The organism is Phyllobacterium sp., from assembly GCF_037994425.1.
Classification (GTDB): Bacteria; Pseudomonadota; Alphaproteobacteria; order Rhizobiales; family Rhizobiaceae; genus Phyllobacterium.
The window spans coordinates 22,084-39,226 of the sequence record NZ_JBBNAM010000220.1 but is presented as its reverse complement, the minus strand read 5'-3'; the positions used below and the strand labels follow the sequence as shown (position 1 = coordinate 39,226).

Sequence of the window (17,143 nt, the reverse complement as noted above, 5' to 3'; positions counted from 1 at the left end):
GCATGTGCGCCACCCGCGTGACGATGTCGGTGCCCATCTCGCCCGAACCGATCAGCCCGATCCGGATCGGACGCCCGGCATCCGCCCGCGCCTGCATGTCACGCGCCAGTCCCGTCAGTGCAACATTCGTGCTCATCTGATTTTCCTCCGGTTTGTTAACCCGGAATAGGGCGCGAAGACGCGATTGTCTAGGAATTGTGGAAGCGAAACTCCGTGCGCTGACGATAGGTTTGGCCCGGCAAAAGAACCGTACTCGGAAAATGCGCCTGGTTGGGACTGTCCGGAAAATGCTGTGCCTCAAGGCATAGGCCGGCAAACCGTGCGTATGGCTTGCCGCCAAGCCCGACAAGAGCAGGGATCATCGCGCCATCATAGAACTGCAGGCCGGGCTCGCTGGTGTAGACCTGCATAGCGAGGCCATTGCTGCCAACCAGCGAGGCGGCAAATCGCATCTCGTCACTCAATGGCTCGGAAAGAACAAAATTGTGGTCGTAGAGCGTCGATCCCTCTACTCCGATACGGCGGGGCAGGCGGAAGTCGAATGCAGATCCCTCGACCGGAAGAATCTCCCCGGTCGGGATCAGACCCGCATCGACCGGCGTATAGGCGTCTGCGAGAATACGCAGGCGGTGATCGCGAATATCGTTCGAACCGTCAAGATTGAAGTAACTATGCTGGGCGAAATTGGCGACCGTGGGTGCATCCGTGGTGGCTTCGATGTCAACGCGCAACGTTGCGTCGCCTTCGAAACGATAGGTGCAGCGAAGATCGAGGTTGCCTGGGAAACCTTGGTCGCCATTTGAAAGATGCAGGGCGAGAGCAACGGAGCTTTCGTCATAATCGGCGATGGTCCATACGCGCTGTGATACCCCACCACAACCGCCATGCAGGGTCTGGACGCCTCGCTCGTTGCGATCAAGTTCAATGGTTCTGCCATCGAGAACGAAACGTCCGTTGGAAATCCGGTTGGCATAACGGCCGACAAGAGCGCCGAAATAGGGCGAGCGCTCAGGGTAGGGGGCGAATTCATCAAAGCCGAGGACGACGCGCTGGAGCGTGTCGTTGCTCAGGGGAATCTGGAGATCGCGGATAACCGCGCCCCAGTTCAGGATGTTGGCGATAGAGCCTGCGGACGAGCGGATCGTAAACTCCCATACCGTCTCGCCTTCAAACACACCGAATGTCTTGTGGTTATGAACCGCACTCAAATCAATGCTCTCCTGTGACGGTTCTGCTACGTGAGGAAAGCTTTGCCTGCAGCATGACGACGACGAGCAGGAAGAGCCCGCGGATGACCGACTGCCAGTAGGCTGAAAGCGAAATCCAGCCCGTGCCATTCTCGAAGTTCAAGACATTGAAGAGGATGCCAAGCAGGAGGACACCGGCGAGCGTGGCGCCGACCGACCCAACGCCCCCCGTGAGCAGGGTGCCACCTACAACCACGGCAGCGATGGCGAAGAGTTCCCAGCCTACGCCCTCAATGGGCTGTCCTGCGCCGAACTGCGATGCGAGAATGACGCCGGCGAGCCCGGCAAGTCCACCACTGGCGAGGTAGACCAGGAACTTGATCTGGTCGGCGGGGAGGCCCATCAGCCGCGTCGCATCCTCATTGCCGCCGACTGCAAGGACACCCCTGCCGGTTCCCGTAAAGTTCAGCACGATCCAGCCGATGATATAGGCAATGATCGCGATCCACGCTGGAATGGGAAAGCCCAGGAAATTGTCCTGCCCGATCGAGGTGAAGCCGCTCTCATAGGAAACGGAGACCGACTGATTGTCCGCTATGAGCAAAGCTGTGCCGCTCGCCGCAAGCATCATGGCGAGCGTGGCAACGAAAGGCATGATCCTAAGCCGGGTCACGAGGACGGCATTGATGAGGCCGACGCACAAACCCGCGCCGACGCCGGCGCCAAGCCCGACAAAGGCGCCGTATGGGCTGGCGAGTGCGGCAACGACACTGCCGAGCGCCGCGGTCGATCCTACGGAGAGGTCGATGCCTCCCGTCATGATGACAAAGCACATGCCGAGCGCAACCAGCGCAAACATGGCATTGTAACGCAGAACGCTCGTTATATTGAAGAAGCCAAGAAAATAGTCGTAGCGCGCCCATCCAAAGAGAATGAGCAGCAGCAGCGCCAGAACAACGCCGTAGCTTCCGAGCATGGATATCAGTCTTGGTCTCGTCATCCACGCCTGCCTTGTTGCTGGATCCAGACGGCGAGCACGATAATCCCTGCCTTGACGACAAGCGCGGCGGCGTCCGGCACGCCGTTGGCGAGCAGCGTGTAGCGCACAAGCTGGATCGTCATCGCGCCGAGCAACGTGCCGATGATGGTCGCCTTGCCACCGCTGAGCAGCGTACCCCCCACCGCGACCGCCGCGATCGCGTCGAGTTCCATGCCCATGCCCACCAGATTCGCGTCACTCGCGGAGTTGATGGCGATGACGATGAGCCCGGCAATACCGGCGCAAAGCCCGCTGATGGCATAGACTGCAAGTTTGACCCTGGCGACGGCAATCCCGGCAAGTTCCGCCGCTCGCTCATTACCGCCGATGGCTATGATCTGCCGGCCGAAAACTGTTCGCTTCAATATCCATGCGGCAGCAATGACCAGGAGAGCCATGAGCACGACTTGGACCGGGATGCCGAAGATACGGCCAAGGCCGATGAACTGGAACTCTGGTACGCGGAATGTCTGCAGATTGCCATTGGTCAACACCTGGGCGATACCGCGGCCGGCGATAAATAGAACGAGCGTTGCGACAATGGGCTGGATGCGAAACTTGGCAATCAGCCAGCCATTGAAAAGGCCAAGGAGCCCGGCAACGCCGACCGAACCGATCATGGCAGCGGCGACGGCGAGGCCAATATTGTCGATCGGAACAATCTTGCCAAGGAAAATCATCGGCGCCAGCGCGCCGGAGATGGCCATGAGCGATCCAACGGAAAGGTCGATGCCACCCGTAGCAATAACGAGCGTCATGCCCACCGCGACGATGACGATGGTGCAGACCTGTGTCAGGTTGACGTTGAGGGTTTGCATCGTCGCAAAGTTGCGCGTGAAGGCAAGGTTGAAAAGGAGGAGCGCGACGAGCGCAATCAAGGTGCCGTAGCGCGCCATGAAATCCATCGGAACGAAGGGGCGCGAGACGTCCTGTTGGCGGGTGGTGTCGGTCATGATAACGCCTCCGCGACCCTGGGTGCACTACCGTGCGCCATGGCTGACATCACCGCATCCTCCGTCGCCTCGTCGCGATTAAACGTGGCAACGCTAAGCCCCTCGCGCAGAACAAACACCCGGTCAGCCCCCTCGGTCACCTCCTCGAGCTCGGATGAAATCATCAACACCGCAAGCCCCTCATCGGCGAGCGACTTGATCAATGTCTGTATTTCACCCTTTGCGCCGACGTCGATGCCACGGGTCGGCTCGTCGAGGATCAACAGGCGCGGGTTCATGGCGAGCCAACGGCCAAGCAGTACCTTTTGCTGGTTTCCACCCGAGAGTTCACGCACCTTCTGGTCCGGTCCCGAGCATTTGACGCCGAGTTGTTTGATGAAACGTTCGACAATATCACGCTGCGCTTTCTCGTCGATGATGCCGGATTTGCTGAGCTTGGGCATCAACGCCAGCATCATGTTTTCGGCAACGCTCATCTCAGGCACGATGCCTTCGCTTTTGCGATCCTCGGTGCAGAAGCCCATCCCCGCAGCGATGGCATCGGCCGGGCTGCGTGGTTCGAACGTTTGCCCGTCAAGAAGCATTGCACCCGCACAAGGCCGGTCGATGCCGAATACGAGACGGGCCGTTTCGGTGCGTCCCGCGCCAAGGAGGCCGGCAAACCCTGCGATCTCACCCTGGCGCACATCGAAGGACACATCCTGGACGGTCTGGTTGATCGCGAGATTTTCCGCCGACAACAGCACATCGCCGATCTTCCGCTGATCGCGGTCTCTGAACGCCGTCGCGTGGCCCTCGGCGCGGTCGATCGTGCGCCCGAGCATTGAAGAGACAAGCCCGATCTTGTCGATCTCGCTCATTTTTGCCGTCTTTACGGTCCTTCCGTCTCGCATAATGGTGACGCGATCACAAACTTCATAGAGCTCGTCGAGCTTGTGGCTGACGAAAACGACCGAGACGCCCTCCTGCTTCAATTGGCGAATGACGTCGAAAAGCACACCCACCTCGCGTTCATCGAGCGAAGAGGTCGGCTCGTCCATGATGACAAGTTTGGCCGCGAACCCGATCGCACGGGCGATAGCGACCATTTGCTGGGTGGCGGTGTTGAATTCCATCAAAGGGCGGCGCACATCGATCCGCACGTTGAAGCGCTGCAGCAATGCTTCCGCTTCCTGGTGCATGCGCTTCCAGTCAAGAAAACCGAAACGCCGCGCTTCCCGTCCAAGACAGATGTTTTCAGTGACGGACCGGTAGGGAACGAGATTGATTTCCTGGTAGATGGTGCTGATCCCACTCGCCTGGGCCTGATGCGGCGAAAACACCTCGAACGGTTGGCTGTCGAAAATGACTTCGCCAGCATCGCGGCGATGATAACCGGTCAATACCTTGATCAGGGTGGATTTTCCGGCACCGTTCTGGCCGATCAATGCGTGGACTTCGCCGCGTCCCACCTCGAACGAAGCGCCCGACAAGGCAGAAATACCGGCAAACCGCTTGTCGATCCCCGTCATCGATAGAAGTGTATCGGTGTCCATTACAAAGCCATCTCTGCAAAACATCGAAAGTTTCGACGCTGCCGAGGGGATGCGCCGAAGGAAGGGCCAGCGCCCTCATTGAGCGCTGGCATGTTGATAAAATCAATAGGCGGTGCTCAGCAGCTCTTTCGCGTTGCTTGCATCGTAGAATTGATCCGGATTGATGAGCTTGCCGGGGATCTTTTCCCCGTTGGCATAGGCAAGGGCCGTATCGAACGCCTTCGGGCCAAACCGCGGATTGCATTCGACGACCGCAGCGATCTTGCCATCGACGACGGCCTGCACGGCTTCCTTGCCCCCGTCGATCGACAAGACGAGGATGTCCTTGCCCGGCACCTTACCGGCCGCCTCGATGGCCGAGATGGCCCCAATCGCCATTTCGTCATTGTGGGCATAGACGACATTGGCGTCGGGATGGGCTTGAAGCAGCGTCTCTGCGACCTGCCGGCCCTTGTCGCGGGCAAAATCGCCGGTCTGCGATGCAACGATCTTGAAGTCTGGATTTTTGGCGATGACGTCGTCGAAGCCCTTCTTCCGGTCATTGGCCGGCGAGGAGCCCGTCGTGCCTTCAAGCTCAATGATCGTGGTCTTGCCATTGGCATTCTTTACAAGCCAATCTGCGACCCGCTGTCCTTCCTCGATGAAGTTGGAACCGATGAACGTAACATAATCCTCGCCAGGCTTTGCGAGCGAAGCATCGACATTACGATCCAGCAGAATGACCGGGATGCCGGCGCTTTTAGCAGCTTTGATCGCTGGGATGAGCGGCTTCTCTTCGCGCGGTGCAAGGAAAATAAGGTCGACGCCCTGGGCGATCATCGAGTTGACGTCGGCGACCTGTTTGGCGGCGGAACTCGCCGCGTCCGTATATACAAGCTGCCAGCCACGTTTCTTGGCTTCTTCCTGCATGCTGGCCGTCTGCGCCAGCCGCCAGGGATTGTTGCTCTCCGTTTGGGCAAAGCCAACCTTATAGGTGTCTTTCTTCTTGAGCGGTGGTGATTCCGCGAATGCGCTGCCGGCAACCATGGCGGCAGCAATCCCAACGGTCGAAGTGAAAAGCAGAGTCCGACGAGTGATAGTCATTGAAAAATTTCCTCCCAGAAATTAGCGCGTGGTTCTCCACCTCGCGATCATCCCTACTTATAAAAATTAGTCAATAATTATTTATATTGATTAGTCGGATGAACTGCTCCTAATATCGTGGAATGTTCCGGCGGCTTGGACGCATCCGGCACCAACGGGGTGAGAACGCAAATGAGCGAAACAGTGGAAAAGGAACCCACTGAGAAGTCAAAAACTGCTCGTGTGACACCCCGCCGCAAGCGGGTGAGCAAGCGCGTCACCATGACTGATATTGCGCGAGCGGCGGGGTGTTCGCAGGCAACTGTCTCCTTCGTGCTCAACAAGACCCCTGGTATCAAACTTGCCGCCGAAACACGCGAGCGGGTGATCGAGGCCGCACGCACGCTTGGCTATGCGGCGCCGAGTTTCGCGCACCTTGAACCCGGCGATGCGCATATGCCGCGGATCGAAGGCAAGATCGGTTTTGTCGTCGATCAACTCGCCACCAGTCCCGAAGCCGTTGTCGCGATCGAGGGCGCGCGCCAGGCCTCCTGGAATGCCGGCAACATCATACTGGTCGCACAGACACTCAACGATCCGGAAATGGAACCGCGCACCATCCATGCCCTGCGCGAGCAAGGAATTTCGGCACTCATCTACATGGCGATCTTTACGCGCGAGGTGGTGCTCCCGCCGTCCGTATATGAACTCGACGTACCGGTGATCCTTCTGAATTGTTATACCGCCGATCACGCATACCCGGCCGTGGTGCCCAGCGAAATTGCGGGCGGCCAGCATTCGACCCGGCACCTCATTCAGCATGGCCATCGTCGCATCGGAATTATTACGGGCGAGCCATGGATGGAGGCGGCCAAGGACCGGCTCAAAGGCTATAGGCGCGCCCTTGCGACGGCAGACATCCCCTTCGATCCGCTCCTTGTCATCGAAGGCGACTGGTCTGCGAGTGCCGGCTATACCGCGACACGCAAGCTGCTCGAGCTTGACGACACGCCGACCGCCATATTTTGCCAGAACGATCGCACAGCCATTGGCTGTTACGAAGCCCTGAAGGAAGCCGGCATCCGCATCCCGGAGGACATATCAGTGGTCGGCTATGACGACGAGGAAATTTCCCGGCATTTGCACCCGCAACTCACAACATCGGTGCTGCCGCATCGTGCCATGGGGCGCTGGGCAATTGAGCAACTCGACACTTATGCCCGCACTCCAGGCAAGCGCTATCCCGTCACCAAACTCGAATGTCCGCTGGTTGAGCGGCTGTCAGTGATGGAGTGTTCGGAAAAAACGCCCTCGTTTCGCTAGGCATCCGATTTGCTTCTGACATAGTCGGTCCGATCGATCCCGTGACGTTGTAACTTGTCATAGAAGGTCTTGCGCGGAATGCCGAGCGTTTCGATCGTCGATCGAACATCGCCATGATTGGCTGAAAGCGCTTCGCGAATGAGTTTGGCCTCATACAGTTCCATGTTCTCGGGCAAGCTCATTGGGTTGGTCGGCTGACTGACTTTTGCATCAGTCAAATCTTGAAGGCCAAGGGCCATGCGTTCAGCAAAGTGCGCAAGCTCACGTACATTGCCTGGCCAGTCGTGATCCATCAGGCGCGACCGTAGCGCGGCGGTCATTTCCGGCGGTTCCGATTTAAATCGTGCCGCCGCACGATGCAGGAAGTGCGTAAACAAAAGCGGGATATCATCCTTGCGCTCACGCAAGGGCGGAATCGAGACCGTTACGACGTTCAACCGATAGAACAGGTCCTCGCGAAAATTCGGTCTCTGCTCAGGGCTGCCCAGGTCCACCTTGGCGGCTGCGACGACCCGTAAATCGACGGGTCGATGCTCGTTCATTCCCAGCGGCGTGACTTCGCGTGTCTCAAGCACCCTGAGGAGTTTGACCTGTGTTGCCAGCGGCATGCTTTCGATTTCGTCGAGAAAAAGCGTGCCACCGCTTGCAAATTCGATGCGCCCGACGCGCTTCTTCTGGGCGCCGGTGAACGCCCCCGCCTCGTGGCCGAAGAGTTCGCTTTCGATGACTGTATCCGGCAGCGCCCCGCAATTCAGGGCAACGAAATTTCCGTGCTTGCGTCGACTCCATTCGTGCAACAGGCCCGCGGCGACATCCTTGCCGGTGCCGGTTTCACCAGCGATCAGCACATCGACATCGGCGTTGGCCACGTGGCGCAACGTCTTGCGCAGGTTTTGCATAACCGGCGTCTGGCCGATGAGCGGCAATGTCTCGTCAGACGATTCGAGCGCCAGCCGCAACTGCCTGTTCTCGATCACCAGCCGCCGCTTTTCCGCCGCGCGTCCTATACTCTGCACCAGGCGGTCAGCCGCATAGGGCTTGGCAATGAAATCATAGGCGCCCTGGTGCATCGCCTCTACGGCCATTTCGATGTCACCATGGCCAGTTATCAGGATCACCGGGAGGTCGGGATCGACCGCCCGCAAACGTCTAAAGAGCTCGAACCCATCCATTTGTGGCATACGGACATCGGTGACGACGACGCCAGGGAAATCCGGCGTCAGGAACCGCAGCGCGCTCATCGCATCGGTAAAGGGCGTGACGTTGAAACCGGCAAGTTCCAGGGTCTGCCGCGTGGCGTTTCTCAAGTCGTCGTCATCATCGACAAAGGCTATCGCGGGCTCAAAATCCATCATGCAACCCTCGGCAAATACACAGTGAAGGTCGTTCCGCCCGAATTGCTCTCGACCTCGATGCGACCGCCGTACTCAGCAACGATGTCATGGCAGATGACAAGCCCCAGGCCTAGACCGCGGTCCTTCGACGTATTGAAAGGCGTAAACAGCGCCTGCATGATGGACCGCGGAATACCTGGACCGTTGTCAGAAACGATAAGTGCGACCTCCTCTCTGGTCACCGCAAAGCGCAAGCTGATGCGGCTTGCCGGACCACCTTCCGTTGCCTCCAGTGCGTTCTGCATCAGATTGATGAGCACCTGTTCGAGCCTGATGCGATTGCCATGAACCTTGATATCCGGCGAAGGCGTTTCCGTTGTTATCTGCCCGACGGTTTGGCGGAACCGGCTGCCCAGAAGAAGCAGGGCACCATCAACAATATCGCAGACGGCGATTGGTCCGGCATCGCCGGTGCCTTTGCGCGAGAATGTGCGCAATTCGTCGGTGATGCCGCCAATACGTTCGGTGAGCCCGGCAATCGAGGCGAGGTTTGCCTTGACCGAATCGAGTTGCGTACGACCAAGAAAGGTTAGCGCATTATCAGCATAGGCACGGATTGCAGCGACCGGCTGGTTGATCTCGTGCGCGACGCCGGCTGTGACTTGTCCGAGGATGGCAAGGCGGTTCGCTTGGACAAGTTCCTGCTGGACAATCTGCAGTTTCGCCTCGGTCTTTTGTCGCTCCTCCGACTCCATCACCAGTTCGGCGTGGGCCGCACTGAGGTCCGCCGTACGCGCGGCCACCCTTCGCTCAAGCTCGAGCCGGGCCGCGTCCTGCTCGCGGGCGCGCCGCAGTGCCAGCCCACGTCGGCGCCGGAAAAAAGCCGTCAATCCCACCAGTGGCGCCAGCACGATCAGAGCGAGCGACAATGCTGTTCGCGTCGCCTCCGCCACGGCGGCCGTGGAGGGCGTCAATAACTGCAGCGTCCAATTTGTCGTTGGTACTGCCGTCTCGACGCGCACGAATTCTTCGTCTTTCGTTGCGCCCGGCAATCGGGCAACGACGATATCAGGCTGGCTGCGCGGAAAGGCCGGATTAATATTAAGCGGTCCCAGCGGCGCATCGCCGAATTGCAGGCTCTCGCGCATGGGCGTTTTCTGGTCGGCGGGAACGACGCCCTGGGTCATGAATCGCCATTCAGGGAAACTGGTGACGAGAACAATGCCCCGCTGGTCGGTAACGAAGGTCGGATCACTGTTGCGGCGCCAATCGGTCTCCAATTCATCGAACTCCACCTTGACGACGATGACGCCGAGCAGGCCTGATGGTCCGTCGATCCGCTTGGAGATATAGAGCCCCGGGCGCTTGCTTATCGTGCCGAGGGCGTAGTGTTCGGCGCTTCCCGTCTCCACCGCCCGCGTGTAGTAGGGCCGGAAACTATAATCGATGCCGACGAAGCTCGTTGGTTCGCGCCAATTGCTGGCGGCAACCGCCATGCCCTTGGCATTGAGAAGATAGATGACTGCAGCCCGCGTCCCCGGAATGAGGCTTTCGAGCTTACCGTTGATCAGCTTGAACATGCTTTCGCTGCCCGATGCGAGCGCGCTGAGAACATCGCGGTCCTGCGCGAGGACGAAGGGCAGGGAGCGCTGCTTTTCGAGCACGGTCCGGAGGAGAACGGCGTTGAGTTCTGCGTTTCCTTGTGCACGTCCACGCAAGGAGTCGTAGGCGCGGGCCCGGCCATAGTGTTCAGCGGCAAATAGGCATGCGCCGATCAGGACCGCAGCCAACGCGGCGTAGATATATTTCGCCGTGTGGTTCACCTTGCGATAGGCATCGGCAAAACCGATTTCAGAGGCATTTCTCATTATTGCATTTGTGCATAAATCCGCACAAAGGACAAGTTTCTCGTGCGGATATCCGCACGACGGCGCTGTCCATTCTTCGCCGGTGAAATTAAATATACGCGTTTTCAATAACTTACAGATTCAATGCAAACTGGCACGGCGCTTGCAAGCAAATCCCCGAGGGCATGGACGGTTCCGGCCCCCAAACGAGCCTCGGGAGGCTGACAGGCGATTCTGCCAGACGCGGCTCATACCATGGAGGAAGTCATGAGTCCTGTGACGATCAACGCAGCGCCGCAACCAGTGCGGGGCAAAACGCCAATCTACGCCCATCTCTATTTCCAGGTCATTGTTGCCATAACCATCGGCATTTTGCTTGGTCATTTCTATCCCGAGATCGGCACCAGCATGAAGCCGCTCGGCGATGCCTTTATCAAACTGGTAAAGATGATCATCGCTCCCGTCATTTTCCTTACTGTTTCTACCGGCATCGCCGGGATGAGCGACCTCAAGAAGGTTGGCCGCGTCGCCGGGAAGGCCATGATCTACTTCCTGACGTTTTCAACCTTAGCGCTTATCGTCGGGCTCATCGTCGCCAATCTCGTACAGCCCGGCGCCGGTATGAATATCGATCCGGCAACGCTCGATGCCAAGGCCGTCGCGACCTATACCCAGCAGGCGCATGAACAGAGCGTCGTCGGGTTCCTGACGAACATCATCCCGACCACGATTGTTGGGGCCTTTGCGTCCGGAGACATCCTGCAGGTTCTATTCTTCTCGGTCCTCTTCGGACTTTCACTGGCAATGGTCGGCGAAAAAGCAGAGCCGGTCACCAATTTCCTGCAAGCGCTTGCCGCCCCGATCTTCAAGCTCGTCGCGATCCTGATGAAGGCCGCTCCCATCGGCGCCTTTGGGGCGATGGCATTCACTATCGGCAAATACGGCATTGGTTCGGTCGCCAATCTGATCATGCTGATCGGCACGTTCTATCTGACCTCGCTGCTCTTCGTGTTCATCGTCCTTGGTGCGGTTGCGTGGTACAACGGCTTCTCGATCCTGGCGCTGATCCGCTACATCAAGGAGGAACTGCTGCTCGTCCTTGGCACCAGTTCCTCGGAGGCGGCGTTGCCAACTCTGATGGCCAAGATGGAGAAGGCAGGTTGCAAGAAATCGGTTGTTGGCCTCGTCATTCCGACCGGCTATTCCTTCAACCTCGATGGCACCAACATCTACATGACGTTGGCAGCCCTGTTTATCGCCCAGGCAACCAACACGCCGTTGACGCTCACCGATCAAGTGCTGCTTCTCCTCGTCGCCATGCTCAGCTCAAAGGGTGCCGCCGGCATCACCGGTGCGGGTTTCATCACGCTTGCAGCCACATTGTCTGTCGTCCCCGCCGTCCCGGTTGCCGGCATGGCATTGATCCTCGGCATCGACCGCTTCATGTCGGAGTGTCGCGCCCTCACCAATCTCGTCGGCAACGCGGTTGCAACGGTCGTGGTCGCCCGGTGGGAAGGTGAGCTTGATACAAACAAGTTTGCACAGGCACTCAACGGCGGATTAACCGAAGATGAAGCGTTAGTCCCTGCAGAATAGCGAACCCTACAATGCATTTGAGGGAGGCGGGCTTAAACGGCCCGCCTTTCACTTGTTCGCCAATCTCTCGCGCCAATCGGCGGCATAGGCCAAAAATGCGCTATCGAGTGGCTCCACAACGACGCTCGAGTGCGAGACATTACATGTAGCACCGGCAAGGAGCGCAGCCCCAAGGCTCGTACCGGTCGAACCAGGAAGCGCAACGACTTCGCGATCCGTCAGCGATCTCAGCGCCGAAAGGTAGACACAATTACGGGAGAACGGACCTTCCACGATTGTTGCCCCCGAAGCGCCGATCAGGTCGAGGCAGGTTTGCGTCATCAAGGCCGCATAAAGCGAGGCGACGACATTGCGCGCCAATGGATCCGAGGGCTCGCCGTTCGGCCAATCTCCTTGGCGCTGCGGGAAGGGGCCAGAGCCGCGAACCACGCTCGGCAAGAGCATGAGCTTTGCTTCAACGACCTCCCGCACCATATCGCCATCTGGCGGATGCTTGTCGCCATTCGTCAAAATGTCGAACTCGCGTCCACCCATGAAGCGCGCGGACGGCACCGCATTGCCATAGGCATCGACATTGGCAAGCGTATCGCGGGCCGGATCGAGCCGATCCAAACGGCCGCCGACGGCAAATGACACCACCCATGTGCCGGTCGATACCACCGCGAAGGGCGATTTGCGGGTCATAAGATGCGGAAGCAGAGAGGCATTGGAATCGTGAATGCCACAATAAACGGGCAGGATTCTATCGACACCGATCTGGTCAGAAACCGCTGGCGACAGATCGCCGACTCGTTCGAAGGCCGAACGGATGGGCGCCATGCGATCGCGGATTTGCAACGCGTCTACGAGGCTCGAATAGACTTGCCTCTGCGGATCCCAAAGGTCCGTATGGCAGCCGAGCGACGTGACCTCGTTGGCGGCAATTCCCGTCAGGCGCCAGACCCAATATTGCGCATAGGTGAGGATCGTGCGGACCTTTGCGAATGCTTCCGGAAACTGCGTTTTCTGGAAGTGGATCTGCGCGCCAACATTGAGCCCACCGGACAGGAGCGGCGATCGCGTCTCGGCGAAAGGCGGGCGTATTTTGTTGTAGGCGGCACCAACGGTTTCGGGATAGGCATGTTCGTAGTCAATCACCGGCATCGCGAGCGCATCCTCGCCAAGAAGCGCGGCGGCCGCGCCGTGAGCGGTCACGGAAATCGCATCGATGCCCGGCTCCTTGGTCAGCTCTTTCAGCGAGCCGACAATGAAATTCCATAACATCTCTATGTCGTAGTGCGGGTAGGGGCCTTGCATTACGACACTATTGGCAACGCTGCGCGAGGCAATTTCTGTCCCCGTCGCCGCATCGACAATGACGACCTTTGCATTGGTTTTACCGATATCGAGAACGGCAATGTTATGGCGAGAGGTCATGGCATATGGAACAGGCAGACAAGGTCGCTCTGCACGGGCGAATTATCCGGATTCGTCGCCATGATATCAGCCATATGCGTCCACCATTTTTTCATCACGGGATGGTCGGGCAGATTTTGCATATGGTGATCCTGCCGACGCGTTAAAACGCCAAAGAGCGTGTTGGTCTCCCGGTCGAGATGAATTGAATAGTCGCCGACGCCGGCATCATGCAGAAGACTAACGAGTTCAGGCCAGATCGCATCGTGCCGCCTTCGATACTCGGCTTCCATGCCGGGATTGAGCGTCATCTTGAATGCATATTTCTCGACAGCGCTCATGCTGGTTTCCTGCCTCCAAACCGCCGGAAGATGATCGGCAGGGTGATTGTGGTGATGAGCAGCAGTCCAATGAAGATCGACATGACTATGCCCGGAACGTTGAGGAGACCGAGCCCGAACGTCACCAGACCCATGACGAAGGCGGCGATAACGACACCGCCGATCGTGCCCGAGCCGCCGAGGATGGAAACGCCGCCGAGAACGACCATGGTTACGATTTCGAGTTCCCAGCCTTGCGCTATCGATGGACGTGTCGAGCCGAGGCGCGACGTCAGGCATACGGAGGCTACACCCGCCATGAGGCCCGTCAGCAGGAACAGCGTGAATTTGATGCGCTCGACATGGATGCCGGAAAAGCGGGCTGCGAACTCATTGTTGCCGATGGCATAGATCCGGCGGCCGAAATTTGTGGCGTGTAGGAGCACGGCGAAAATCGCGGCGAGCACGACAAATAGAAGGAACTCGAACGAAATCACCCAGAACACATAGCCCTGTCCGAAATAGGCGAACGGGGCGGGATAGCCGCCATAGGCCTGGTCACCAAGTACGATATAGGCGATGCCGCGGAAGAGACTCATTGTGCCGATCGTAACGACGATGGATGGCAACCGCAGTCCTGCGACAAGGATGCCGTTGATGACGCCACAACCAAGGCCAACGCCAATGCCGATCAGAACTAGGCCGGGCGTGCCGACGCCGACCTGGGCAGCGGCGCCCATGGCTGTCGAGGCAAGTGCAATGATCGCCGCCACCGAGAGGTCGATTTCGCCCGAGATGATAAGAAGCGCCATGGCGAAGGCAACCATGGCTTTTTCGGTAAAGTTGAACGTCGCGTCGGAAAGGTTCCACGCGTTGAGGAAATAGGGTGAGGCAAAGGCGTTAGCGATGAAAATCAACACCGCGACCATAAAAAGTAGCGCTTCCCAGCTTGCGAAGAGACGGGTCGTCGATGTCCCGAGGCGATCGGGGATCCGCCGTTTTTCAGACACTGCGCTCATGCAACCTCTATCTCTTCTGATGCGCCACGGTCGCGCAGGATGATGCGGCCGCGGCGTCGCTCCTGGCGGGCGTTGAAGATAACCGCGGCAATGATGACGGATCCCGAGATCGCCATCTGCGCGAAGGGCGATATATCAATGACCGGCAACGCGTTCTTGATCACGCCGAGAAACAAGGCCCCCAGCACCGCGCCCGCGACAGTGCCGATACCGCCGAGGGTCGAGATACCCCCGATGACACAGGCCGCCACTGTATCAAGTTCGAATCCGGCAGCAATATCGACATAGGCAACCGCATAGCGCGATACCCAAAGATAGGCGCATAATCCCGCGAGAGTGCCTGAGATGACGAAGGCATTAAAACGCGTTCGCCCGACATCGATGCCTGCATATATCGCTGCGGTGGGGTTCCCGCCCGAAGCATAGATGGCACGGCCAAGAAACGTTCGCGACATGATGAGATACATGATCGCAACGATGATGATCGCGGTCCAGCCGAGAAGCGGCAAGCCGAGAAAGACTTGCCGCGGCGTCTGGAGGAAGGCTTCGGTCATCTGGTGTGCATTGACCCAGGCGCCGCCCGAAAGAACGAACGCCATGCCGCGATAAATCGTGAGCGTACCGAGCGTAACGACGATTGAGGGGATGCCGAGCTTCCAGACGAACAGGCCGTTGATTGCGCCGAGAACGGCCCCAATGCCAAGCGCTACAAGTGCGATTGCGGCAAGCGGCAAGTCGGGATGAGCAGCGTTCAGCATACCGACCGCCATGCCCGTAAACGCGACGTTGGCAGCGACGGAAAGGTCGATCGATTTCGTTAGTATCACCGTCATCTGGCCAAGCGCGAGAATGATCAGGATCGAGGTGTCGTTGAAGATATTGGCGAGGTTGGCGGGCCGCGCAAATCCGGGCGAACGCGTCGAAAAGGCCGCGAGGAGAACGGCAATGATTACCACCAGCAGCATTTCGCGATATTTGAACAGTTGTCTTATCATACTCACGCATTCCCGGTTGCAGCACGAACCAGCGTTTCGGCGGAGAGGTGGTTGCGGTCGTAAATGCCCGCCGAAAGCCCCTCGCGCATCACGAGGACCCGGTCGGACATGCCAAGGATCTCCGGCAGTTCCGACGAGACCATGATGATACTGAGGCCCTCAGCGGCAAGTTCGCTGATGAAGGCATGCACCGCAGCCTTCGACCCGATATCGATACCTTTGGTCGGCTCATCGAGGATCAGGATCTTGGGCTGCGTGGCGAGCCATTTACCGATGACGACCTTCTGCTGGTTGCCGCCGGAAAGCGTTCCGACAGGAACCGAAAGTGCGGCGGCGCGCAAGTCAAAGCGCTCGGCGTATTTCCGGGCAAGCGCAAACTCTTCCGCCGCGCGCAGAAACCCGGAGCGCGATGTGCGGGTCAGGGAAGGGAGCGAAATATTCTGGTAGATAGGCAGTTCAAGAACCGCGCCGTGGCGGCCACGCTCTTCTGGTACATAGACGATACCCGCCCTGATCGCCTCGCTTGGCGAACGGATGACAATTTCCTCGCCGTGAAGACGCAGCGTGCCAGCCGAGGGTTTGGTGACGCCGAATAGCGATTGGCAGACTTCGGATCGGCCGGCTCCGACAAGGCCATAGACGCCGAAAATCTCGCCTTTCCTCAGGGAGAACGTGATGTCGCGAAATTCCGTGGGATGCGTGTAATTTTCAACAGAGAGTACGGCTTCGCCCAGCGGAATTTCCACTTTGGGGAAGGCGTGCTCGATGGATCGCCCAACCATAAGCCGCACGATCTCGTCCTGGCCGGTTCCAGCGAGCACACCGCTGCCGACGGCTTTTCCGTCGCGGAACACCGCGTAATTATCGGCGATCTCGTAAACTTCATCGAACTTATGGCTGATGAAAAGGATAGCCTTGCCCTGTCGCTTCAGCCGCCCGACGATCTGAAAGAGGTCGTCGACCTCCTTGCGAGAAAGGGCCGCCGTCGGCTCGTCCATGATGACGATGCGTGCTTCGACGGAAAGCGCGCGTGCGATCGCCACGAGGTGGCGCTGCGCAATCGAAAGGTTCTTGAGGCGTGTGCGCGGATCGATGTTGCTTTCAAGTGAATGCAGGAGGGCGAGGGCCCGCGCATTGACGGCTTTCCAGTTCACGAAACCGAGCTTCGTCTTCGGCGCATGACCGAGGAAGATGTTTTCCGCTACCGACAACTCGTCGAAGAGCACCGTTTCCTGATGGATTGCCGTGACGCCGAAATCGATTGCGTCCTGCGCATTGGTGAAGCGGACGGCATTGCCGTCGACGCGGATCTCGCCTTCATCGCACTGGTAGATCCCTGTCAGAATTTTCACCAGCGTCGACTTGCCCGCACCATTCTCGCCAATCAGCGCCGTCACCTTGCCCGGATAGAGGGCGATATTGACGTCGTTGAGTGCCCTGACGCCGGGGAACGACTTCGAAATGCCGCGCATTTCGAGAAGCGGCGTCTCCAGATGTGTTTCTGAAATGGCAATCTGGTTCATCGATCGTTCCGAAGA

14 protein-coding genes and 1 pseudogene are annotated in these 17,143 nt (G+C 58.5%); 2 read left to right on the top strand and 13 right to left on the bottom strand.

What is annotated here, in order from left to right:
• The 6 genes and pseudogenes from AAAB35_RS15560 to AAAB35_RS15535 form a co-directional block, all read right to left on the bottom strand.
• Window positions 1–136 (bottom strand): annotated as a pseudogene (locus AAAB35_RS15560) (homoserine dehydrogenase); the annotation flags it as partial.
• A 52-nt stretch (window positions 137–188) separates the two neighbouring features.
• Window positions 189–1,208: an aldose epimerase family protein gene (locus AAAB35_RS15555; RefSeq protein ID WP_340669194.1), complete on the bottom strand. Its 1,020-nt coding sequence runs from the start codon at window positions 1,206–1,208 to the stop codon at window positions 189–191.
• Between the two features lies 1 nt (window position 1,209).
• Complete coding sequence (locus tag AAAB35_RS15550) at window positions 1,210–2,187, bottom strand: ABC transporter permease (RefSeq protein ID WP_340669193.1); 978 nt, start codon at window positions 2,185–2,187, stop codon at window positions 1,210–1,212.
• Window positions 2,184–3,131, bottom strand: coding sequence for an ABC transporter permease (locus AAAB35_RS15545; protein ID WP_340669200.1), 948 nt, complete (start codon window positions 3,129–3,131; stop codon window positions 2,184–2,186). The genes AAAB35_RS15550 and AAAB35_RS15545 overlap by 4 nt, the downstream gene beginning before the upstream one ends.
• Before the next feature lie 44 nt (window positions 3,132–3,175).
• Window positions 3,176–4,714 (bottom strand): sugar ABC transporter ATP-binding protein, encoded by a 1,539-nt coding sequence (locus AAAB35_RS15540; RefSeq protein WP_340669192.1) that lies wholly within the window; start codon window positions 4,712–4,714, stop codon window positions 3,176–3,178.
• A gap of 102 nt (window positions 4,715–4,816) precedes the next feature.
• Entirely contained in the window at window positions 4,817–5,740 is a 924-nt protein-coding gene (locus AAAB35_RS15535) for an ABC transporter substrate-binding protein (RefSeq protein WP_340669199.1), read from the bottom strand.
• Between the two features lie 228 nt (window positions 5,741–5,968).
• Here AAAB35_RS15535 and AAAB35_RS15530 point away from each other — a divergent pair, with 228 nt between their 5' ends.
• A complete protein-coding gene (locus AAAB35_RS15530; protein WP_340669191.1) occupies window positions 5,969–7,099 on the top strand; it encodes a LacI family DNA-binding transcriptional regulator in 1,131 nt (376 codons plus the stop codon).
• Here AAAB35_RS15530 and AAAB35_RS15525 read toward each other — a convergent pair.
• On the bottom strand, window positions 7,096–8,451 hold the full coding sequence (locus AAAB35_RS15525; protein WP_340669198.1) for a sigma-54 dependent transcriptional regulator: 1,356 nt from the start codon (window positions 8,449–8,451) through the stop codon (window positions 7,096–7,098). The genes AAAB35_RS15530 and AAAB35_RS15525 overlap by 4 nt on opposite strands.
• Window positions 8,451–10,301 carry an ATP-binding protein gene (locus AAAB35_RS15520; protein ID WP_340669190.1) on the bottom strand — a complete coding sequence of 617 codons (1,851 nt, stop codon included), beginning with the start codon at window positions 10,299–10,301 and terminating at the stop codon, window positions 8,451–8,453. Before AAAB35_RS15520 ends, AAAB35_RS15525 begins: the two co-directional genes overlap by 1 nt.
• 246 nt (window positions 10,302–10,547) lie before the next feature.
• Here AAAB35_RS15520 and AAAB35_RS15515 point away from each other — a divergent pair, with 246 nt between their 5' ends.
• Window positions 10,548–11,876 (top strand): dicarboxylate/amino acid:cation symporter, encoded by a 1,329-nt coding sequence (locus AAAB35_RS15515; protein WP_340669189.1) that lies wholly within the window; start codon window positions 10,548–10,550, stop codon window positions 11,874–11,876.
• Between the two features lie 48 nt (window positions 11,877–11,924).
• Here AAAB35_RS15515 and AAAB35_RS15510 read toward each other — a convergent pair whose 3' ends face one another.
• The 5 genes from AAAB35_RS15510 to AAAB35_RS15490 are packed head-to-tail and all read right to left on the bottom strand — an operon-like array spanning window position 11,925 to window position 17,128.
• Window positions 11,925–13,292 (bottom strand): FGGY-family carbohydrate kinase, encoded by a 1,368-nt coding sequence (locus AAAB35_RS15510; protein ID WP_340669188.1) that lies wholly within the window; start codon window positions 13,290–13,292, stop codon window positions 11,925–11,927.
• A complete protein-coding gene (gene rhaM, locus AAAB35_RS15505; protein ID WP_340669187.1) occupies window positions 13,289–13,612 on the bottom strand; it encodes an L-rhamnose mutarotase in 324 nt (107 codons plus the stop codon). The genes AAAB35_RS15510 and rhaM overlap by 4 nt, the downstream gene beginning before the upstream one ends.
• Window positions 13,609–14,610, bottom strand: a complete 1,002-nt coding sequence (locus AAAB35_RS15500; protein WP_340669186.1) for an ABC transporter permease — start codon at window positions 14,608–14,610, stop codon at window positions 13,609–13,611. The genes rhaM and AAAB35_RS15500 overlap by 4 nt, the downstream gene beginning before the upstream one ends.
• Window positions 14,607–15,602: an ABC transporter permease gene (locus AAAB35_RS15495; RefSeq protein WP_340669197.1), complete on the bottom strand. Its 996-nt coding sequence runs from the start codon at window positions 15,600–15,602 to the stop codon at window positions 14,607–14,609. Before AAAB35_RS15495 ends, AAAB35_RS15500 begins: the two co-directional genes overlap by 4 nt.
• A 5-nt stretch (window positions 15,603–15,607) precedes the next feature.
• Window positions 15,608–17,128, bottom strand: coding sequence for a sugar ABC transporter ATP-binding protein (locus tag AAAB35_RS15490; RefSeq protein WP_340669185.1), 1,521 nt, complete (start codon window positions 17,126–17,128; stop codon window positions 15,608–15,610).
• Window positions 17,129–17,143: the final 15 nt, after the last annotated feature.